This window comes from Nocardia blacklockiae, from assembly GCF_015477355.1.
In the GTDB taxonomy this organism is placed as follows: Bacteria; Actinomycetota; Actinomycetes; order Mycobacteriales; family Mycobacteriaceae; genus Nocardia; species Nocardia blacklockiae.
In genome coordinates, this window is the sequence record NZ_JADLRJ010000006.1 from 320,179 (window position 1) to 340,960 (window position 20,782).

General features: G+C 71.1%; 20 protein-coding genes. 14 read left to right on the forward strand and 6 right to left on the reverse strand.

Features of this window, described 5'->3' with window-relative positions; genetic code table 11:
* Nucleotides 1-24: 24 nt before the first annotated feature.
* Complete coding sequence (locus IU476_RS20900) at nucleotides 25-843, reverse strand: alpha/beta fold hydrolase (RefSeq protein ID WP_195102484.1); 819 nt, start codon at nucleotides 841-843, stop codon at nucleotides 25-27.
* 293 nt (nucleotides 844-1,136) lie between these two features.
* On the opposite strand from IU476_RS20900, the gene rpsO reads away from it, so the two are divergent.
* The 3 genes from rpsO to IU476_RS20915 all read left to right on the forward strand — a co-directional run bounded on the left by rpsO (nucleotide 1,137) and on the right by IU476_RS20915 (nucleotide 5,415).
* Nucleotides 1,137-1,406, forward strand: a complete 270-nt coding sequence (rpsO, locus tag IU476_RS20905; protein WP_195102494.1) for a 30S ribosomal protein S15 — start codon at nucleotides 1,137-1,139, stop codon at nucleotides 1,404-1,406.
* Nucleotides 1,407-1,748: 342 nt separating this feature from the next.
* Nucleotides 1,749-4,025, forward strand: a complete 2,277-nt coding sequence (locus IU476_RS20910) for a polyribonucleotide nucleotidyltransferase (protein WP_195102497.1) — start codon at nucleotides 1,749-1,751, stop codon at nucleotides 4,023-4,025.
* 43 nt (nucleotides 4,026-4,068) lie between these two features.
* On the forward strand, nucleotides 4,069-5,415 hold the full coding sequence (locus IU476_RS20915; protein ID WP_438944048.1) for a M16 family metallopeptidase: 1,347 nt from the start codon (nucleotides 4,069-4,071) through the stop codon (nucleotides 5,413-5,415).
* Nucleotides 5,416-5,436: 21 nt separating this feature from the next.
* Here IU476_RS20915 and IU476_RS20920 read toward each other — a convergent pair whose 3' ends face one another.
* Both IU476_RS20920 and IU476_RS20925 read right to left on the reverse strand, forming a co-directional pair.
* A complete protein-coding gene (locus tag IU476_RS20920; RefSeq protein ID WP_195102502.1) occupies nucleotides 5,437-5,835 on the reverse strand; it encodes a DUF4440 domain-containing protein in 399 nt (132 codons plus the stop codon).
* Complete coding sequence (locus IU476_RS20925; RefSeq protein ID WP_195102504.1) at nucleotides 5,836-6,165, reverse strand: ArsR/SmtB family transcription factor; 330 nt, start codon at nucleotides 6,163-6,165, stop codon at nucleotides 5,836-5,838.
* 90 nt (nucleotides 6,166-6,255) lie between these two features.
* Here IU476_RS20925 and IU476_RS20930 point away from each other — a divergent pair, with 90 nt between their 5' ends.
* Nucleotides 6,256-7,482, forward strand: a complete 1,227-nt coding sequence (locus IU476_RS20930; protein ID WP_195102506.1) for an MFS transporter — start codon at nucleotides 6,256-6,258, stop codon at nucleotides 7,480-7,482.
* Nucleotides 7,483-7,536: 54 nt separating this feature from the next.
* Nucleotides 7,537-8,997 (forward strand): pentapeptide repeat-containing protein, encoded by a 1,461-nt coding sequence (locus IU476_RS20935; RefSeq protein ID WP_195102508.1) that lies wholly within the window; start codon nucleotides 7,537-7,539, stop codon nucleotides 8,995-8,997.
* Between the two features lie 3 nt (nucleotides 8,998-9,000).
* Here IU476_RS20935 and IU476_RS20940 read toward each other — a convergent pair whose 3' ends face one another.
* A complete protein-coding gene (locus IU476_RS20940; protein ID WP_438944049.1) occupies nucleotides 9,001-10,056 on the reverse strand; it encodes a PQQ-dependent sugar dehydrogenase in 1,056 nt (351 codons plus the stop codon).
* Between the two features lie 546 nt (nucleotides 10,057-10,602).
* Here IU476_RS20940 and IU476_RS20945 point away from each other — a divergent pair.
* The 4 genes from IU476_RS20945 to IU476_RS20960 all read left to right on the forward strand — a co-directional run bounded on the left by IU476_RS20945 (nucleotide 10,603) and on the right by IU476_RS20960 (nucleotide 13,761).
* Nucleotides 10,603-11,166, forward strand: a complete 564-nt coding sequence (locus IU476_RS20945) for a TetR/AcrR family transcriptional regulator (RefSeq protein WP_195102510.1) — start codon at nucleotides 10,603-10,605, stop codon at nucleotides 11,164-11,166.
* 103 nt (nucleotides 11,167-11,269) lie between these two features.
* A complete protein-coding gene (locus IU476_RS20950; RefSeq protein WP_195102511.1) occupies nucleotides 11,270-11,650 on the forward strand; it encodes a hypothetical protein in 381 nt (126 codons plus the stop codon).
* A 1-nt stretch (nucleotide 11,651) separates the two neighbouring features.
* Complete coding sequence (locus IU476_RS20955; protein ID WP_195102512.1) at nucleotides 11,652-12,557, forward strand: pyridoxamine 5'-phosphate oxidase family protein; 906 nt, start codon at nucleotides 11,652-11,654, stop codon at nucleotides 12,555-12,557.
* 328 nt (nucleotides 12,558-12,885) lie between these two features.
* Entirely contained in the window at nucleotides 12,886-13,761 is an 876-nt protein-coding gene (locus IU476_RS20960; RefSeq protein ID WP_228823980.1) for an SDR family NAD(P)-dependent oxidoreductase, read from the forward strand.
* A 37-nt stretch (nucleotides 13,762-13,798) separates the two neighbouring features.
* Here IU476_RS20960 and IU476_RS20965 read toward each other — a convergent pair whose 3' ends face one another.
* Nucleotides 13,799-14,446, reverse strand: coding sequence for a class I SAM-dependent methyltransferase (locus IU476_RS20965; protein ID WP_195102513.1), 648 nt, complete (start codon nucleotides 14,444-14,446; stop codon nucleotides 13,799-13,801).
* Nucleotides 14,447-14,564: 118 nt separating this feature from the next.
* Here IU476_RS20965 and IU476_RS20970 point away from each other — a divergent pair, with 118 nt between their 5' ends.
* The 4 genes from IU476_RS20970 to IU476_RS20985 all read left to right on the forward strand — a co-directional run bounded on the left by IU476_RS20970 (nucleotide 14,565) and on the right by IU476_RS20985 (nucleotide 18,665).
* A complete protein-coding gene (locus IU476_RS20970; RefSeq protein WP_195102514.1) occupies nucleotides 14,565-15,677 on the forward strand; it encodes an alcohol dehydrogenase catalytic domain-containing protein in 1,113 nt (370 codons plus the stop codon).
* Between the two features lie 306 nt (nucleotides 15,678-15,983).
* Nucleotides 15,984-16,739, forward strand: a complete 756-nt coding sequence (dapB, locus tag IU476_RS20975) for a 4-hydroxy-tetrahydrodipicolinate reductase (RefSeq protein ID WP_195102515.1) — start codon at nucleotides 15,984-15,986, stop codon at nucleotides 16,737-16,739.
* A gap of 37 nt (nucleotides 16,740-16,776) precedes the next feature.
* Entirely contained in the window at nucleotides 16,777-17,244 is a 468-nt protein-coding gene (locus IU476_RS20980; RefSeq protein WP_195102724.1) for a hypothetical protein, read from the forward strand.
* Nucleotides 17,245-17,315: 71 nt separating this feature from the next.
* Nucleotides 17,316-18,665: a TIGR01777 family oxidoreductase gene (locus IU476_RS20985; RefSeq protein ID WP_195102516.1), complete on the forward strand. Its 1,350-nt coding sequence runs from the start codon at nucleotides 17,316-17,318 to the stop codon at nucleotides 18,663-18,665.
* A 361-nt stretch (nucleotides 18,666-19,026) separates the two neighbouring features.
* On the opposite strand, the gene IU476_RS20990 is transcribed toward IU476_RS20985, so the two are convergent.
* On the reverse strand, nucleotides 19,027-19,869 hold the full coding sequence (locus IU476_RS20990) for a MerR family transcriptional regulator (protein WP_195102518.1): 843 nt from the start codon (nucleotides 19,867-19,869) through the stop codon (nucleotides 19,027-19,029).
* A gap of 212 nt (nucleotides 19,870-20,081) precedes the next feature.
* Here IU476_RS20990 and IU476_RS20995 point away from each other — a divergent pair, with 212 nt between their 5' ends.
* Nucleotides 20,082-20,681, forward strand: coding sequence for a lipocalin family protein (locus IU476_RS20995; protein WP_438944043.1), 600 nt, complete (start codon nucleotides 20,082-20,084; stop codon nucleotides 20,679-20,681).
* Nucleotides 20,682-20,782 lie beyond the last annotated feature (101 nt).

Here is a 20,782-nt window from a genome sequence, read left to right on the forward strand (position 1 = left end):
TGACGGGAGGCATCCTTGGGGGCGTCATTCCTTCATGAAGTCCAGGACGGCCGCGTTGATGTCGGCCGCGTGCGTGACGTAGAGCCCGTGCCCTGCGGTCGGCAGTTCCGTCAACCGTGCGTTCGGCAGCAGGCGGACGGCGACGCGGCTGGTCGGATCGATCGGAATGGATTGGTCGGCGAGGCCGTGGATCAGGAGAACGGGCACGGTGATGTCGGCCAGTTCGGCACGCAGGTCGGTGTCGATCACCGCCTCCTGCACCCGGATCGCGGCCCAGTGCGTGGCCGACAGGCAGCGCCGGACCTCCTGCTCGATGAGCGCGGGGGAGACGTCGTTGCCGAGATGGGTGGCGAAATAGCCCTGGGCGCGGTCGGCCATCCACTTGGCGCGGTCGGCGCGCAGCGCGGCCATGGACGCGGCCAGCAGTTCGTCCGGCACGCCCGCCGGGTGGTCCTCGGCCCACCGCAGCCGCGGCATCGCGGGGGCCAGCAGCGCCACCCGCCGCACCCGGTCCTGCCCGTGCCGCGCGAGGTAGTGCATCGCCTCCGCGCCGCCGGTCGAGTGCGCGACCAGGGTGACCTCGGTGAGATCCAGGTGTTCGAGCAGCGCGGCCACGTCGTCGGCGCGGGTGTCGGCGTCGTAGCCGGTCGCCGGACGGTCCGAACGGCCGTGGCCGCGGCGGTCGAGCAGCACGCAGCGGTAGCCGCGCTCGGCGAAGAAGGGGACCTGCTGCTCCCACATCTCGGTGTTCAGCGACCACCCGGCGAGGAAGACGATCGGCGTGCCGGTGCCGTACTCCTCGTAGGCCAGGGTGGTTCCGTCGGTGGTCCGGAAGTGCGGCATCGTGGTGACTCCTTCGTAATCGGCGTTGCGAGAACAAGATTCGCAGCGCGCCGGACCAGAGTCGATTACGCGCGAGGTAATGGGAGCGGTTACGGCCACACCACGCATCCTCGATATCCCCGCCCCGTCATTCCGGGAGGACGGGTGCGTGCCGGGATGGCAGGCCGGGGCGATTCGGTTGCTCGGGACCCGTCCGGTAGGCTGGCTCGTCGGGTTTGCTGCGGTCCGCGGCGGCGCCCGCCCGGGTCTTCCCGGTTCTTCCGAGCGCGGACTGGAATATCAGGAGTGAATTCGTGGCGCTGACCACCGAGCAGAAGAAGGCGATCCTCGCCGAGTACGGAGTGCACGAGAAGGACACCGGTTCGCCGGAGGCCCAGATCGCGCTGCTGACCAAGCGCATCTCCGACATCACCGAGCACCTCAAGAAGCACAAGCACGATCACCACACCCGCCACGGCCTGATGCAGCTCATCGGCCGTCGCAAGCGCCTGTCGAAGTACCTGCAGGACAACGACATCGAGCGTTACCGTGCGCTGATCGAGCGGCTCGGACTGCGTCGCTGACGCACGCGGACACACGATCTGCGCAGGCAGTTCGCCAGACAGCCGGCGGGGAGGCTTAGAATCTCCCCGTCGGCTAGTCGTGTGTAGGGATCGACCGGTTCCACGCACGGCGACGACACAGCCGTACGCACCCGTCGCGTGGCGTCGGTCTTCGGTAGTGGCTTTTCGGCACGACAGCCCGGAGAGCTTCGATCGATGACCGCCTCCGCGTTGCCGCTTCCAAGGGGAATCGACCGGGTGTGCGCGCCGCGACGCGCGCCCGAGCCCGGGTACGGCTGACGACAGCTGGATCGCGCGTACCTGCGCTGGATCCGGCGAGACGAGAGGTTGAGAAGAGAAAAAATGTCAGACACTGTGACCAGCTCCGCCGTCGAGGTCGAACCCGGTGTGTTCGAATCGGTGGCCCTGATCGACAACGGCAGCTACGGCACCCGCACCGTCCGGTTCGAGACCGGGCGTCTGGCCAAGCAGGCCGCCGGCTCCGTCGTCGCCTACCTGGACGACGAGACCATGCTGCTGTCGGCCACCTCGGCCGGCAAGCAGCCCAAGGACCAGTTCGATTTCTTCCCGCTGACGGTCGACGTCGAGGAGCGGATGTACGCCGCGGGCCGCATCCCCGGCTCGTTCTTCCGCCGCGAGGGCCGCCCGTCCACCGACGCGATCCTCACCTGCCGCCTGATCGACCGCCCGCTGCGCCCGTCGTTCGTCGACGGCCTGCGCAACGAGATCCAGGTCGTCGTGACGGTCATGAGCCTGGACCCCAAGGACCTGTACGACGTCGTCGCGATCAACGCGGCCTCGGCGTCCACCCAGATCGCGGGCCTGCCCTTCTCGGGTCCGGTCGGCGGCGTGCGGGTGGCGCTGATCGAGGGCCAGTGGGTGGCGTTCCCGACCGTCGAGCAGCTCGAGGGCGCCGTGTTCGACATGGTCGTGGCCGGCCGCGTGGTCGACTCCGGCGATGTCGCGATCATGATGGTCGAGGCCGAGGCCACCGAGAACGTGATCAGCCTGGTCGAGGGCGGCGCGCAGGCGCCGACCGAGACGGTGGTCGCCGAGGGCCTCGAGGCCGCCAAGCCGTTCATCGCCCGCCTGTGCAAGGCGCAGCAGGACCTGGCCCAGCTGGCGTCGAAGCCGACCGAGGACTTCCCGCTGTTCCCGCCCTACGAGCAGGACGTCTACACCGCCGTCGAGGGCACCGCGAAGAACCCGCTAAGCGAGGCGCTGTCCATCGCGAGCAAGCAGGAGCGCGAGGAGAAGATCGACGAGATCAAGCTCTCCGTGCTGTCGAGCCTCGCCGAGGATTTCGTGGGCCGGGAGAAGGAGATCGGCGCGGCGTTCCGCTCGGTCACCAAGAAGCTGGTGCGCCAGCGCATCCTGTCCGACGGTTTCCGCATCGACGGCCGCGGGCTGGCCGACATCCGCGCGCTGTCGGCCGAGGTCGCCGTGGTCCCGCGGGCGCACGGCTCGGCGCTGTTCGAGCGCGGCGAGACCCAGATCCTCGGCGTCACCACGCTCGACATGGTGAAGATGGCGCAGCAGGTCGACTCGCTCGGCCCGGAGACCTCCAAGCGCTACATGCACCACTACAACTTCCCGCCGTATTCGACCGGTGAGACCGGCCGCGTCGGCTCCCCGAAGCGCCGCGAGATCGGCCACGGCGCGCTCGCCGAGCGGGCGCTGGTGCCGGTGCTGCCCTCGCAGGAGGAGTTCCCGTACGCCATCCGGCAGGTGTCGGAGGCGTTGAGCTCCAACGGTTCCACCTCGATGGGTTCGGTGTGCGCCTCGACGCTGGCGCTGCTGAACGCCGGTGTGCCGCTGAAGGCTCCGGTCGCCGGCATCGCGATGGGCCTGGTGTCCGACGCGGTCCGCAACGACCAGGGCGAGGAGGAGACCCGCTACGTCGCGCTGACCGACATCCTCGGCGCCGAGGACGCCTTCGGCGACATGGACTTCAAGGTCGCCGGCACCCGCGAGTTCGTCACCGCGCTGCAGCTCGACACCAAGCTGGACGGCATCCCCTCCAAGGTGCTGGCCGGTGCGCTGAGCCAGGCCCGCGACGCGCGCATCACCATCCTGGACGTGATGGCCGAGGCCATCGCCACCCCGGACGAGATGAGCCCGTACGCGCCGCGCGTCACCGCGATCAAGATCCCGGTCGACAAGATCGGCGAGGTGATCGGGCCCAAGGGCAAGGTCATCAACCAGATCACCGAGGACACCGGCGCCAACATCTCCATCGAGGACGACGGCACCGTGTTCGTCGGCGCCACCGACGGCCCGTCCGCGCAGTCGGCGATCGACGCCATCAACGCGATCGCCAACCCGCAGATGCCGAAGGTGGGCGAGCGGTTCCTGGGCACGGTCGTCAAGACCACTGCCTTCGGCGCGTTCGTCTCGCTGCTGCCGGGTCGCGACGGTCTGGTGCACATCTCGAAGCTGGGCAACGGCAAGCGGGTCGCGAAGGTCGAGGACGTGGTGAACGTCGGCGACAAGATTCGCGTCGAGATCGCCGACATCGACAACCGGGGCAAGATCTCCCTGGTGCCGGTGGAAGAGGAGGACGCGGCCGACAGCGCCGCTTCCGACAACACTGCTGCGGTCGAGGCCGGTGCCGAGTAATCATTTCGGTGTGACGAAGAAGAAGACAGCGCCCCCCTCGCTCGTGACCGAGCAGGGGGGTTCTTCGCTACGACTCGCTCCGCCCGACGCCCCGCTCGCCGACGCCGGCGTGCGGCGCACGGTGCTGCCCGGCGGGCTGCGCATCGTGACCGAGCACGTGCCGGGCGTGCGGTCCGCGTCCGTCGGCGTATGGGTCGGGGTGGGGTCGCGCGACGAGGGCCCGACGGTGGCGGGCGCCGCGCATTTCCTCGAGCATCTGCTGTTCAAGCAGACCCCGACCCGATCCGCGCTGGACATCGCGCAGGCCATGGACGCGGTCGGCGGCGAGCTGAACGCGTTCACCGCCAAGGAGCAGACCTGCTACTACGCGCACGTGCTGGACGAGGATCTGCCGCTGGCGGTGGATCTGGTGTCGGACGTGGTGCTCAACGGGCTGTGCCGGGCCGAGGACGTGGCGGTCGAGCGGCAGGTGGTGCTCGAGGAGATCTCGATGCGCGACGACGACCCGGAGGACATGGTCGGCGACGCGTTCCTCACCGCGCTGTTCGGCGATCATCCCGTCGGGCGGCCGGTGATCGGCACGGTCGAATCCATCGAGGGGATGACCGCGGCGCAGTTGCGCGGATTCCATCTGCGCCGGTACCGCCCGGAGCGGATGGTGGTCGCGGTGGCGGGCAATGTCGAGCACGAGCACACGGTGGAGTTGATCCGGCGCGCGTTCGCCGGGCGGCTCGAGCCCGGCCGCGAACCCGCGCCGCGGCGCGAGGGCCACTTCCGGCCGCGGGCGCAGCCGCAGTTGCAGCGCATCTACCGCGACAGCGAACAGGCGCACCTGGTGTTCGGCGTGCGCGCGTTCGGGCGGCACGAGGGCACCCGGCGCTGGCCGCTGTCGGTGCTCAACACGGTGCTCGGCGGCGGGCTCAGTTCGCGGCTGTTCCAGCGCATCCGGGAGGAGCGCGGCCTGGCGTACTCGGTGTACTCCAGCGTCGACACCTTCGCCGACACGGGCGCCTTCTCGGTGTATCTGGGCTGCCAGCCCGAAAACCTCGGGCAGGTGGCGGGTTTGGCGCGCGAGGTGCTCGAAGAAGCTGCCGACGGCGGCATCACCGACGCCGAATGCGCCCGCGCCAAGGGCTCCCTGCGCGGCGGCCTCGTGCTCGGCCTGGAGGACTCCGGCTCCCGCATGAACCGCATCGGCCGCAGCGAACTCAGCTACGGCAACCACCGCAGCGTCTCCGACACCCTCGCCCGCATCGACGCGGTCACCACCGCCGAGGTCTCCGCCATAGCCCGCACCCTCCTCTCCCGCCCCTTCGCGGTCTCGGTGGCGGGCCCCTACCGCCGCACCCGAGACCTCCCCGCCGCGGTCCGAAAACTGGTGCGCGACTGAGGGTTCGCGTGCCGGTCCTCGTTATCCCGTTGTGATGACCGGGGTTTCGTGGACCGAGCGCCAGGTGTAGAGCTGGCCGTCGGTGCGGAGGACGGCGGTCACTCGGCGTTTGGTGGTGGTGCCGGCGTAGTGGTTCTCGGCGGCGAAGCGGACTACGACCAGGCCGGTGGCGCGGGCTATCTCGGTGACCTCGGAGATCTCGATCTCCAGGCCGGGCTGGGCGTTGCGGGCGGACCAGAGGCCCGCGAGCATCGCGTCGCGGTCGACGGCGTCGCCGGTGGTGACCACGGAGGTGAAACCGTCGTCCAGGGCGTTGGCGAAACGGTCGAAGACCTTGGGCGGCGCGTCGGAACCCAGCCACTCGGCGAGGTCGGAGTGCAGATCCACGACCACGTCGGCGAGTTCGGAGATCGGGGACATCTAGCGCTTCGGCTCGGCGCGGTTGGCCGCGCCCACGACGGCGTCCAGCAGGCCGGGCAGTTCCCGGTCGACCTCCTCGGTGCGCAGCCGGGCGTAGGTCTGGCCGTCCTCGACGATCTTCTCCGTAAGGCCCGCCTGGCGCAGCGTCTTCAGGTGGTGCGTCGCGGTCGACTTGTTGATCGTGTCGTAGAGCTGACCGCAGCGCACCGCGGTGCCGGCGTTGGCCAGCCGCCGCACCATCTCCAGGCGCACGGGATCGTGCAGCGCGTCGAGCACGGTCTGCACCGCGGCGACCGGGAACGCCTCCACGACGCGTTTGGCGTCCGTCATGATCTACCTCACTGACGGTTTGATGGGAATCGTACCGGGGTTAGGGTTGTTGGGTTCGATCGCAATCAAACCTACCCGATGGAGGGACCGATGGCAGCGAGTGTGGCTGTTACCCCGGTCGCGCGGACGACGCAACCCTGGGCCTATGCCTTGATCCTGGCCGCCAGCGGCGTCGCGCTCGGAGTGTCCGGCGCGCCCGCGCCGTTGTACGGGCTGTACCAGAAGCAGTGGCATTTCACGCCTTTGACCACCACCGTCGTCTTCGCGGTGTACGCGATCGCCGCCCTGGCCGCGGTGCTGGTGTCCGGGAAGATCTCCGATGTGGTCGGCCGCAAGCCGGTGCTGCTCGGCGCGATCGCCACCATGGTCGTCGGGCTGGTGGTGTTCCTGCTCGCCGACAATGTCGCGATGCTGCTGGTTGCCCGCGCGCTGCACGGCGTCGCGGTCGGGGCGACCGTGGTGTCCGGTGCGGCCGCGCTGCTGGATCTGCGTCCCGAACGCGGTGCGCGGTCCGGGCAGTTGACCGGAGTGGCGTTCAATGTCGGCATGGCCGTGGCGATTCTGGGTTCGGCCCTGCTGGCGCAGTACGTGCCGCATCCGCTGCGCACGCCCTACCTGGTGATCACCGTGGTCTGCGTGGTGATCGGAATCGGCGTCGTGGCGATGCGGGAGACCCACACCAAACGGGTGTCGGGACCGATCCGGATCGCCAGACCCGCTGTGCCGCAAGAGATTCGCGCCGACTTCTGGTTCTCGGCGCTGGGTGTGATGGCGGCCTGGTCGGTGCTGGGCGTGCTGCTGTCGCTGTATCCGGCGCTGGCGGCGGAGAAGACCGGTGTGCACAACCTGGTCTTCGGCGGCGCGGTGGTCGCCTCCACTGCGACGGCGGGCGCGCTGGCGCAACTGTTCGCGACGGGAATTCCGGCGCGGCGGGCGGCGATCGGCGGCGACACCGGCATGGCGATCGCCCTGCTGCTGACCATTCCCGCTCTCGCCACGCACAACTGGGCGGTCGTGTTGGTTGCGGGCGTGCTGCTGGGCGGCACCTTCGGGCTCGGGTTCGGTGGTTCGCTGCGGCACCTGTCGAACGTTGTGCCGCACCACAAGCGGGGTGAGACCATGTCGGCCTACTACCTGCTCGCCTACACGTCGATGGCGTTGCCGACGATCGTGGCCGGGTGGGCGGCGACCACCTGGGGGATGGGGACGGTGTTCCCGTGGTTCGTGCTGGTGGTCGCGGCGGCGTGCCTGGTGGCGGCGGCCATCGGGCTGCGCGGCAGCCGGGCGGCGGTGGCCGCGGAAGCCTCGCGGGCGTAACGGAAGTCGCCGCTCACCCTGCCGTGGGCGGCGATTTCCGGCTACCATGCGGCTATGGCTCGGCGGGGGAGGTTCGGTCAACGGCTGAACCGCAGGATTCGGCGTTCGGCTCTGTTGCTGTCGGTGGTGACGGCGGTGCTCGGGGGCTTGGCGATCTCCGCCCTGGCGTGGTGGGCGCTGTGGCTGCTGCTCGGCGCGAAGACGGAGACGCCGAATCAGGTGGATCTCACCAAGATCGCGCTGTCGGTGACTGCGGGCATCGGCGGCGCGGTCGCGTTGGTCGTGGCCTACCGCCGCCAGCGCGACAACGAGCGGGGCCGGTTCGCGGAGCTGTTCGGCGCCGCGGCAAAGCAATTGGGCGATCCGGATGTGGCCGTGCGGATCGCCGGGGTGTACGCGATGGCCGGCGTCGCCGACGAATTCGGCGTGCGCGGCCGCCGTCAGCAGTGCATCGACGTGCTGTGCGGCTACCTGCGCCTGCCCTACGACCCGAGTGAGGGCGCGAATCACCTGGTCTCGCGCAAGGAGACCAGATCGGGTGAGCCGGTGTCGGAGAACGATCCCGGCACCGCCGTCGAGCGCGCATACCAGATCCGGCAGAACGACAGCGAGGTGCGACGGACCATCGTCGCGGTGATCGTGGCACATCTGCGTCCGTCCGCCGAAACCTCGTGGTCCTCTTACAATTTCGACTTCGACGACGCCGTGCTCGAGGACGTCGACTTCCGGTACGCGGTCTTCGCGGGCCGGCACACCCACTTCCGCGGCGCGTACTTCACCGGAAGTCGTTCCGCGAACTTCGAACACGTGGATTTCGTCGGCAAGCACGTCACCTTCCACGGGGCCACCTTCGACGACGCGGCCCTGTTCACGGGTGCGCGGTTCACCGGCGCGGCCGCCGAGGACCTGCGCCTCGGCCGGGCTGGGGTGAGCTTCTACCGCACCACCTTCCGGCGCAAGGTGTCATTCGAGGGCGCTGAGTTCGCCGGTCCGCGTACGCGTTTCAACAACGCCGTCTTCTCGGGGGAGGAGACGAACTTCAGCGGCGCCCGGTTCGCCGCCGACGAAACGGTCTTCGACGGGGCCACTTTCGACGGTGCGCGTGCCCGGTTCGACGGTGCCGAATTCGACGGCGCGCGAATATCTTTCGCCGGAGCGCGGTTCTACGCCACGCGCACCTCCTTCGACGGTGCCCGGCTGGGTGGCAAACCGCGGTGGCGGCGGCCCGGCACCGAGGTCGTCGACTTCTCCCGCGCCGAGTACCACGGTGCGGTGTCGTTCGCCGATGCTCGTTTCGTCGGCGGCGTCACCGACTTCTCCGGCGGTGACTTCTTCGGCGAGATCTCCTTCCGCCGAACCCGTTTCGCGGCCCAGGCCACCCGGTTCGACCGGCCCAGGGCGTGGGTGGGCGTGGCGGTGGACTGGGCGGACGACCTCACCCGCCTGCCCGCCCAGCTCTCACCCCTGCCTTGGCCGCCGGTCCCGGCGGAGCTGCCGCCCGTCACCGCGGACTGACGGTCAGCGGGCCGGGAAGCGCAGGATTCGGTCGTCACCCGGGCGCGGGTCGCCGCGGCCGTCGGTGTTGGAGGTCGTCAGCCACAGGGCGCCGTCGGGTGCCACCTCGACGGTGCGGAGGCGGCCGCGGTCGCGCACCTCGGCCTGCGGTTGCCCGAGCGCGCCGTCGCGCAGGGGAGTGACCCACAGCCGCTCGCCGCGCAGGGCGGCGGTGTACAGCGTGTCCGCGGTGATGGCGATGCCGGAGGGCGAGGCTTCCCGGGTGGTCCAGGTGAGCAGCGGGTTGGTGTACCGGCCGCCGTCGGTGTCGCCGGTGCCCTCGACGGCGGGCCAGCCGTAGTTGCGGCCGGGTTCGATGCGGTTTATCTCGTCGAACCGGTTCTGCCCGAACTCCGCCGCGTACAGCTGCCCCGACCGATCCCACGCCAGGCCCTGCACATTGCGGTGGCCGAGGGAGTAGACCGGCGAATCCGGGCTCGGATTGCCCGGCGCGGGACGGCCTTCCGGAGTGAGACGCAGGATCTTGCCGTTCGGGCTCGCCGGATCCTGTGCGCGCTCGGCCTCTCCGGCATCACCGGTGCCCACGTACAGCATCCCGTCGGGCCCGAAGGCGATACGGCCGCCATTGTGGTTGCCGGACTTGGCGATTCCCGCGAACACCACCTCCGGCGGACCATCCGTCCGGAACCGGACGATCCGATTGTCCTCGGCGGCAGTGAAATACGCGTAGACGAAACCGTCGTCGGCATAGTGCGGCGGCACCGCCAGCCCGAGCAGACCACCCTCGCCCCGCGCGACCACGCCGGGCATCTCGTACACCCGCTCGGGCGGCTTACCGGGCGAAATCCTCAGCACCGCACCGGAATTCCGTTCGGCAACCAACGCGGCCCCACCGGGCAGGAATGCCAGTCCCCACGGCACCTCGATATCCCGAGCCAACTCCTCGCCCGCCCCGAGGTCCGGGACGCCGGACGGATCGCTACGCGCCGTCGTGGCCGCTGCGGACGGCCGCTCCGTACCCCCGGATTCCCCACCGCCGCAAGCTGTTACGACACCGATCAACACGAGCGCGACCACCGACACTCGAGCCGCGCGCCCGCCATGCACGGGTGCCGCCACCGAGTCTCGCGCCGCGCGCCCGCTGTGCGCGAGTGCCGCCACCGCGATTCGCGTCGCGCGCCCATCGAGCGCGGGTGCCGCTACCGAGGAACGTGCCCTCCGCCCGCCGCGGCGCGCGGCCATTGAGGCGCGCGCTGCGGCTGCACCGATGACGGGCGTGGCCAGGGAAACCCGGCGCACCGATCGCGGGCGTGGCCACCGGAACCCGCGCCGCGCGCCACCGAGCACGTGCGCGGCTACCGAGACTTGCGCGGCGCGCCCGTCGAGCGCCGTCACCGAGACCCGCGCTCCCGGCTCGGCGCGCACGGTGGTCGCCATCGAGGCCCACACCGCACGGTGTCGGCTTCGCTCGCTTACCGTGACCTCACCAACACGCATCACCCCATCGTGCGCCTCGATGCCGGGGCGGCGCAGCATGTCTGCGGTGGAGTTTCGGGTGGCTGCTGGGCCGCTCGTATTTGACCGAAGGTTCGGTAATGTTGCGGTATGGCGCGACCACCCTCCATCGATGAACCCGCGCTGCTCGGGCAGCTCGTGTCGGTATTCCGGGACAAGGGCTTCGTTGGGGCCGCGCTCACCGATCTCACCCAAGCGTCCGGGCTCCAGCGGGCGAGCCTCTACCACCGCTATCCCGGAGGCAAGGAGCAGATGGCCGAAGCGGTGCTCGACCAGGTTGGCGAGCGGTTCCGGTGGATTCTGGCACCCCTGGCCGAGGACGAAGACGTCGAGCGGGGCGTGTGCGAGACCGCGGATCGGCTGGGCGACTTCTACGGCGCGGGCACGCTGGCGTGTGTGCTGGAGAGCATGACCCTCGGCGGCGCTCCGCAAAGCGTGCGCGACCACGCGCGGTCACTGGCGCAAGCGTGGATCGACGCCATGGCCCACGCCTCCCGGCGCGCGGGACATTCGCCCGCGGAAGCGAAAAGGGCTGCCAGGGAAGCGTTTCTGCGCATCGAGGGAGCCTTGGTGCTGGCCCGCGTCACCGGTGACACCGACGCCTTCATCGAAACCCTGGCGCTGCTGCCGAGTCTGCTGCTGCCGCAGGCGTAACCCCCTCCGCACAACCCCTGTGACCGGCATCACTCTATCTAATTACCGAACGATCGGTAAAAATAAAAGGCGTTTCACCGACACCGATTTGAGGAGTGCGTTCATGAGCGACAAGACCGCCGTAGTGGTGCTGTCCGACCCGTCGACCGGCTCGGAGGAGGCCTTGGGCCGCGTGTTCAACGCGCTGGCGACGGCGTGGGAATACGGGCAGTCCGGTGACGGGGTGATTCTGTTCCAAGGCGCGGGCACCCGCTGGCCCGCCGTGCTGGCCGACCCCGCGCACCCGGCGCACGAGCTCTACACCGAGGTGAAGAAGCGGGTCGCCACGCTGGCCTCGGGCGGTTGCGCCACCGTCTTCGGCGCCGCGGAAGGTGTTGCCGGAGAGGAGATCCCGATGGTCAGCGCGAACCAGGCGCCCGGCACCGCCGGTGTCGCCAGCATCCGGGAACTGGCGCAGTCCGGCCACCGGATCCTGGTGTTCTGAGATGGCCGCCGACCCCGTCGACCGGCTCGCCTTCCACCCCGGCGAACTGGCGGCCCAACGCGCGGCCGGACTCGCCGAGCAGGCGGCGCGGGTCCGGCCGATCCTCTCGGACGCCGTGCCGCGCGGGGCATTCGACTTCCTCACCAGGCAGCGGATGCTGGTCCTGGGTGCGCGGGATCGCGGCGGCCGCGTGTGGGCCACCAATATCACCGGGCCGCAAGGATTCCTGTCGGCCCCCGACCCGCACACGGTGCGGGTGGCGGGCGCGGTGGTGCCGACGGACCCGCTGGCCGACGTCCTGCGGGCCGAAGCCGACGTCGGCACCTTGACCATAGATCTGGTGCTACGCAAGAGATTACGCGTCAACGGACGGTGGCGGCCGATCGACGGCGGCGGCGAGATCGACGTACACCAGGCATTCGGCAACTGCCCCAAGTACATTCAGGCACGCGCCAGCCGCGGCGATCCGGTGGCCTTCGCACCCGTGGTGCGGCGCTCGCCGGCTCTCGACCTCGCCCAGGCGACGCTCATCTCCACCGCCGACACCTTCTTCGTCGCGACCGCGGCCGCCGCCGGAGCCGATGTCTCACACCGCGGCGGCAACCCCGGTTTCATCGAGGTCGTCTCCCCGACGGAGCTGGTCTGGCCGGACTACGTGGGCAACGCGATGCTGATGACCGCAGGCAACATCCGCGTGAGTCCCTCGACCGGACTGCTGATTCCGGACTGGGACACGGGATCCACCCTGCAACTGACCGGGACGGCGGAGGTCCGCCCGTCCGCCACGCCCGCACCGGCCGGACCAGCCAACGGCCAGGAAACGGTCTTCCACATCACCGAAGCCGTCTGGACCGACCAAGCCTTTCCCGCCGACTGGACGGAACCCGCGTACTCACGCTTCAACTGAACCGCTGCCCCCGCGTACAACGCATCGGCCGGTGCCACACGTAGGCAAGTGCCGTGCGTGAGGAGATGCTCGTGTGTGGGCAGTGCCGCGCGTGGGGAGGTGTCGTGTGTGGGCAGGTGCCCGTGTGTGGGAGGTGCCGTGTGCGGGGAGGTGCGGTGTGTGGGAGGTGCCGCGCGAACGACGCTTCGCTTGCCCAACCTCCATCACCCCCGTCCTGGTGGCCACCAATGCCACGGTCGGTCTTGGTAAGCCACCGATGCCATGGTCGGTCACGGTGGGCCACCGATCGTCACGGACGGGGGAGGCGGCGCGTGGTTGACTGGTCGGCATGTCGGTCGAAGCTAAGTCGTCTCTGCGGGCGGGAATCCGTCGCCGGATGCTGTGGGGTTTGATGCCGCGGCTGCTGCGGCCGGTCGGGGGCGTGCGGGCGGGGCGCGGCGAGGCGGTGGCGGGCAAGCGAATTCTGCTCACCGGGGCTTCGGCCGGGGTGGGGCGGGCGGCGGCGCTGCGGTTGGCGGCCGCGGGCGCGGAATTGATTCTGGTCGCCAGGCGCGGCGACGAACTGGACCGGCTAAGCGCGGAGATCGCGGCGGCCGGCGGCAAGGCCGAATGCCGCGTCTGCGACCTGTCCGACAGCGAGCAGATCGACGAACTGGTGAGCTGGGTGCTCGGCACCTACGGCTCGGTGGACGTGCTGATCAACAATGCCGCCCGCTCGATCCGGCGGCCGCTCGACGAATCCTTCGACCGGATGCACGACTACCGGCGTACCATGGCGGTCAACTACTTCGGGGCCGTACAGCTCACCCTCGGACTGCTGCCGGCCATGGTCGAGCGCGGCGCGGGACACGTGATCAACGTGGGTACCTGGACCGTCGCCGTGGACACCTCCCCGCGGTTCACGGCCTATCACGCGTCGAAGGCCGCCCTGGCCGGGTTCGGCCGCTCCGCCGACGGCGAAATGGCTGGGCGCGGAATAGCTTTCACCACCATCCATTATCCGCTCGTGCACACCGCGATGAGCGCGCCGACCGAACGCTATCGCCGGTTGCCGGGCCTCACTGCGGAGCAGGCGGCCGAGTGGCTGGCGCACGCCATCGCGACCCGGCCGGTCCGCATGGTGCCGCACTACGCCGCGGCGCTGCGCCTGCTGGGCCTGGTCGCGCCGCGCGCGGTGGACCGAATACTGATGCGCTGGGCCTGATCTCCGGCCGGAAGTCGGCCCGACGAGAGCAGAACACCTAGTTCCGGCGGCCGACCGTGAGCACGTCCGGAATCAGCCAGCGCGGCAGCGGACGCTGGATCCGCCGCTGGCCGGACACCTCGAAACCGGCCTGCCGCAGCATGTTTCGCACCTCGCCCGGCGACGGCGCGTGATAGGGACTGAGGGTGCTGCGGGTGAGCTGCCGGATCGGCCGCGCCAACTGCCCGGCCGGGTTCACGGTAGAGACCGCCACCAGCCCACCCGGCATCAGCACACGCGCGAACTCGGTGAGCGCGGCGGGCTGGTCGAAGAAGTGGAACGCGCTGGTCGTGACCACCGCGTCCAGCGTCTCGTCGCCGAAGGGCAGGCACTCGGCCGGGGCCTGCAGCCACGTCACGTGCGCCGAACGGGTGCGGGCCTGCGCCAGCATGCCGGGCGAGGCGTCGACCCCGAACGCCTGGTCGGGCCGCAGCTCACGCTGGATGCGTGTGGTGAGAATGCCGGTGCCGCAGCCGATGTCGGCGATCCGCCGGGAGCCGGCGGCCCACAGTTCGGCGATCACCTGGTCCTGCGGCGGCCGGTAGACGACGTGCTGCAGCAGCGGACTGTCGTAGCCGCGCGCGACCCGGCCGAAGGATTCGGTGACGAGGCGGTTGAGGCGGCGGGTCGGGGAGGTCGTCTTCATGGCTTCGCTCTGTTCTCGGCGGTGCGAGTGCTCGGTGCCTGCGGCGATTATGCACCCGGTCGCCGCGATCCGCGACGGTCCCCGCCCGCCGGGCCGGGGCGGGCGGTAGCGTCGGGGCATGCGGATCCGCGGTGCTGTGCTGGAACGAATCGGCGACCCGACGCCCTACGCCGAGTCGCGGCCATTGGTGATCGACGACCTCGACCTGGGCGCTCCCGGCCCCGGCGAACTGCTGGTGCGGATCGAGGCGGCCGGGCTGTGCCACTCCGATCTGTCGGTGGTCGACGGCAATCGGGTGCGGCCGGTGCCGATGCTGCTGGGACACGAGGCGGCCGGGCGCGTGGAACAGGTCGGGCCCGGCGGTGATCTGGCGGTCGGGCAGCGCGTCGTCATGACCTTCCTGCCGCGCTGTGGAGACTGTGCGGGATGTGCCACCCACGGGCGCACCCCGTGCGTGCCCGGCAGCGCCGCCAACAACAGCGGCGAACTGCTCGGCGGCGGGCGGCGGCTGCGGCGCCGCGGCGAGCCCGTGCACCACCACCTCGGCGTCTCCGGCTTCGCGACGCACGCGATGGTCGACCGGCGCTCGGTGGTGCCGGTGGACGACGACGTGCCGCCCGAGGTGGCGGCCGTGCTCGGCTGCGCGGTGCTCACCGGCGGTGGGGCACTGCTGAATTCGGCGCGGCCCGGCCCCGGTGACCGGATCATGGTCGTCGGTCTCGGCGGTGTCGGGATGGCGGCCGTGCTGGTCGCCGCGTCGCTGCGCAAGGAACTCGGCAGCGAGGTGATCGCCGTCGACACGCTGCCCGAAAAACTCTCGCTGGCAACGGAACTGGGTGCCGACCGGGTCTTCACGCCCGCGCAGCTCGCCGAGTGGGGCGATCAGGCGGAGGTGGTGGTCGAGGCCGCGGGCAACGTGCGGGCGTTCGAGACCGCCGTGGCCGCCACCGCCCCCGGCGGCACCACCGTCACCGTCGGCCTGCCCAATCCCGAAGCCCGCGCGAGCATTTCGCCCCTCGGCCTGGTGGCGCAGGGCCGCTCCATCGTCGGCAGCTACCTCGGCTCCGCCGTCCCCGACCGCGACATCCCCGAATACCTCCGCCTCTGGCGCGAGGGCCGGCTCCCCGTCGAACGCCTGGTCTCCTCCCGCATCCGCCTCGAGGACATCAACGCCGCCATGGACGAACTCGCCGCGGGCCACGGCCTGCGCCAGGTCATCATCTTCGACTGACACCCGCCCGCGCCCACCGGGAGCCGCGCAGCACGGGCGTCGCGTCGCACCGGCCGGTGCCGCCGGGCGTGGGGCATACCGGACGCCGGTATGGCGGCCCGCCGGGGTGCGGCACAGTGTCGCACCGGCCGATGCCGCCGGGCGTGGCGCACCGGGCACCGGTGTGGCCGCCCCGCCAGCGCTCAGCACAGGCGCGGTCCGCTCGGCGCGGCCGCCGACGGTAGGGCGGACGGCCCTCCACTGGCCCGCGTGCGGGCAGATAGGCTCTCGACGCAGGACGACGTCGAGGCATGTGAGGAGTTCAGGGTGAGTGCGAACCGGATCCGGGTGGGTGTGCTCGGCGCGCGCGGCAAGGTCGGGCAGGCGATCTGTGCGGCCGTCGAGGCGGCCGACGATCTGGAACTGGTCGCACAGGTCGACAAGGACGACGCGCTGGACGCCTTCACCGACAGCGGCACCCAGGTCGTCGTCGATTTCACCCACCCCGGCGTGGTGATGCCGAATCTGCGGTGGCTGGTGGAGCACGGCATCCACGCGGTGGTCGGCACCACCGGATTCGACGAGGCCCGCCTCGCCGAGGTGCGCGGCTGGCTGGCCGGCAAACCCGAGGTCGGCGTGCTGATCGCGCCGAACTTCGCGATCGGTGCGGTGCTGTCCATGCGCTTCGCCGCGCAGGCCGCGCGCTGGTTCGACTCGGTCGAGGTGATCGAGCTGCACCACCCGAACAAGGCCGACGCGCCCTCGGGCACCGCCTACCGGACGGCGGGCATCATCGCCGAGGCCCGCAAGACGGCGGGTGTCGGCCCGAGCCCCGACGCCACCACCACCGAACTCGACGGCGCGCGCGGCGCGAATGTCGACGGCGTCCGGGTGCACTCGGTCCGCCTGGCCGGACTGGTCGCCCACCAGGAAGTGCTGTTCGGCACCCAGGGGGAGACGCTGACCATCCGCCACGACTCCCTGGACCGCACGTCCTTCGCGCCCGGCGTGCTGCTGGGCGTGCGGCAGATCGCCGACCGGCCGGGCCTGACCGTCGGCCTCGATCCGCTGCTGGACCTGTGAGCGCCGCCTCGGAGCGGGGAGCGGCGTCGTGAGCGACATTCGGCGGCAAGTGACGGTGAAGGTCGCGTTCATCGCCTTCCTGGTGCTGGCGCTGGCCTTCTATTTCGTGCTGCTAGGCCGGATCGCGGTGGAGCTGATCCGCGACGGCGGCGTCGCGGCGGTCGCCATCGGCGTCGGCGTGCTGATCCTGCCGATCCTCGGCGTGTGGATCGTCGGCACCAGCCTGCGGGCCGCGCTGGCACACCAGCGGCTGGCCCGGCGAGCCCACGACGAGGGCGCGGAACTCGACGTCTCCGACCTGCCCCGCCGCCCTTCCGGTCGTATCGAAAAGGACGCGGCCGACGCCCTGTTCGAGCAGGTGCGGCGGGAATGGGAAGCGGATCCGGAGAACTGGCGCACCAACTACCGGGCCGCGCGCGCCTACGACTACGCCGGTGACCGCGGCCGGGCGCGGGAGAGCATGCGCCGGGCCGTGGAACTCGAGCGGCTGGAGCGTCAGGGGTAACAGCGCCCGGTCGCCGGGGGTTTTCGATGCGTAAACGTTTCATCGCGTCGATACGTGGCTACAGTCGAGACGTGAGCATCGAGTGTTCGAGCGTGGTCGCGGCACCTCGGCGAGAGGTGTTCGCCTGGTACGAGCGGCCCGGTGCGCTGCACCGGCTCGCACCCCCGTGGCAACCGGTCGGGGTGGGCGCGGAAGCGGCGTCCCTCGCGGACGGGCGCGCCGTGCTGCGGCTTCCGGGCGGCTTGGAATGGGTCGCGCAGCATCAGGCCGACGGTTACGACCCGCCCCGGCGCTTCGTCGATCGGATCGCCACCACGGGCCTCGCGTCGCTGCCTGTCGGAAAGCTGTTGCCGTGGCGGCACATTCACGAATTCGAGGAAATCGACGAGGAGCACACCCGCGTGGTGGACCGGGTCGAGACGCCGGTCCCGGCGGCCCTGCTGCGGCCCATGTTCGACTATCGCTACCGGCAGCTCGCCGACGACCTGGCCGCGCACCGGCGCGCGGCCGAGGCGGGCCTGCCGCCGTCGACGATCGCGCTCACCGGCGCATCCGGTTTGGTGGGATCGGCTCTTGCCGCTTTTCTGAGCACCGGCGGGCACACCGTGATCCGGCTGGTCCGCCACGCGCCCGCCCATGCCGGGGAACGCCGCTGGGATCCGGACGATCCGGCGGCCGACCTCCTCGACGGCGTGGACGCGGTGGTGCATCTGGCCGGGGCATCGATCGCGGGCCGGTTCACGCCCGCGCACAAGCAGGCGATCGCCGAGAGCCGGATCGGCCCGACCCGGCGACTGGCCGAACTCGCCGCGCGAGTGGGCCTGCCGACTTTCGTCTGCGCGTCGGCGATCGGCTATTTCGGCGCGGACCGCGGCGACGACGTGCTGACCGAAACCAGTACGCGCGGAACGGGTTTCCTCGCCGACGTGGTCTCCGACTGGGAGGCGGCCACCGATCCGGCCGCGGCGGCGGGCTGTCGCGTGGTGCGGGTGCGGACCGGCATCGTGCAGTCGCCGCGCGGCGGGACCCTGCGCCTGCTGCGGCCGCTGTTCGCCGCCGGTCTGGGCGGTCGGATCGGCGACGGGCGGCAGTGGCAGTCCTGGATCGGCATCGACGACCTGATCGACATCTACCACCGCGCGCTCTGGGACACCGGCCTGTCCGGCGCGGTGAACGGCGTTGCGCCGCAACCGGTCCGCAACAGCGAGTACACCGCGCAACTGGCCCGGGTGCTGCATCGCCCGGCGCTGCTGCCGGTCCCGAAATTCGGCCCGGCCCTGCTGCTGGGCCCCGAGGGAGCGGAGGAATTGGCCGCCGCCGACCAACGCGTGCTCCCGGCCCGCCTCACGACAGCCGGCCACACCTTCCGCCACCCCGACCTCGACTCGACCCTGCGCCACCTGTTCGGCCGCACCGCCTGACGCAGGCCGCACCGCCTGACGCAGCCGCGCCGCCTGACGCAGGTCGCGCCGCGTGATGCAGGGTCGCGCCGCGTGATGCAGGGTCGCGCCGCGTGATGCAGGGTCGCGCCGTGTGACGCAGGGCCGTGCCCCGTGACGTGGAGGTGCGCCGCGTGACGTGGTGCCGCGCCGCCCGACGCGGGGCTGCACCGCCTGACGGGGGTCGCACTGCGTGACGAGGGAGCAATACTTGTTGAATCGTTTACGCATCGTTTGAGGTAGGTTTGGGGGTGTGACGATGTTCGAGGGCGTGGCGGCGAGGTGTGGATGCGCGGCTGTCCGGCGGACCTCGCGGCTGTGTGGCACTGCGGTGCTGGTGAATTCAGCTGAGGCGGTCGACGGCCGCGACGAGGCTGCCGACTCGAATCACCGTGTCCGGCAGTACGACGGCGTCCCAGCCTGGACCGCCGACGAGGACGCGGGCGCGGGCCGCGACGCAGGCGCGCACGGTGGAGACCAGCGCGGTCGTCTCCTGCTGGGACCACAGCACCACCGCGGCCGGGTCTGCGCGGCGGGCCAGGGTGTCGGTCAGCGCGTCGGCGGGGACGTTCGCGCCGAGCATCAGGGAGCCGACACCGCGTTCGGCGAGCGCGGCGCGCAGCACCTCGAGCGGCAGGGCGTGCGTCTCGCCCGCGGTGCAGGCCAGGACGATGCCGTCGGGCGGGGTCGCCACCGGCGGCGGCGCGACCCGTTGCAGCACCGAGGTGACGCACCACGACAGCAGATGCTCCACGTCGACGCAGCCCACGCCGCTCTCCTGTCGCGCCACGATGTCGGCGAAGGCCGGGCGGCACAGCGCGTTCCACGTGTCGGCCACGCCGTATTCCCGGAAATGCGCGGTCAGCAGGTCCGAGGTGCGGGTGGAATCCAGGGCGAAGGCCGCGTCCAGCAGGGTCGCGCGATCGCCGTGCCCGGCGACCGGGCCGCGCACCGCGGCGGCCGCCCCGGCCGGGCTGGCGCCCTGGCGGATCAGCGCGAGCATGCGCTCCAATTGCGCGATGTCGGTTTCGGTGTAGAGGCGGTGCCGGCCGGGCCGGTCGCGCGGCGGGCCGATGTCGTAGCGGTGATTCCAGCTGCGCAGCGTCGCGGTCGGGATGCCGAGCCGCTCGGCGACCGCGCGCACCGTGTACCCGACTTCGGAATCGGGGGTGGAACCGGCGGTCATGGCCTCATTCTGCCTGGCCGCCACCGGCGGTCCGGTCCGGGTCGTCCGCTTGCGCGTCGCCCGCGTGCGCCGCGGTCCGTGCCGCCGGCGCGTGAGGGGTGGCATCGGGTCTCCCTTCGGGCTCGCGGGGTGCTGAACAGTTGCGACCGAGTTGCATCGATTATGCATCGTTTGCCGTAGGATGGTCGGCAGTCGACATCGAAGGAGGGTCAGTGAGCGTGCTCAGCAGGTCTCGTCGCCGGTGGACCGCCGCCGCGCTGCTCGCGGCCGCCTCGGTGCTGGGCTCGGGGGCCGCCGCCACCGCGGCGCCCGCCCCGGTGCCCCGCCTCGAGCTCGACCGATACCTCGGCACCTGGCATCAGCTGGCCGCGGTGCCGCAGTACTTCAACCTGGTCTGCGCCCGCGACACGCGCGCCGAGTACGCCCTCGCCCCGGACGGCGGCGTCTCGGTCCGCAACAGCTGTACGACGTGGGCGAACACGCCCGACGAGATCACCGGCACCGCCACGGTGACCGATCCGCGGACGAACGCGCAGCTGCACGTCAGCTTCCCGGGCGTGCCCACGCAGGAGCAGCGGTACGGCCCGCCGAACTACGTGGTCACCGGTCTCGGTCCCGACTACTCCTGGGCCGTGGTCACCGACCCCAGCGGCACTTCGGGTTTCGTGCTGTCGCGCACCCCGGCCCTGGACGCCGGGCAGTGGTCCGCGGTGCGCGAGGTCGTGGCGGCCGCCGGTCAGGACGCCTGCCGCTACCTGACCTCGCCCGTCGACGGCGGCCTCACCGCCACGGTGCCCCTGTGCTCGATCTGATGCGCGCCGCTCGGCCGTCGCGAGGGACGCGTCGGCGTGGGTGGGGAAGAGCCGCCCGACGCCTCGTCGGCGCGACCCTCACGGCGGCCGAGTCGTCGCGT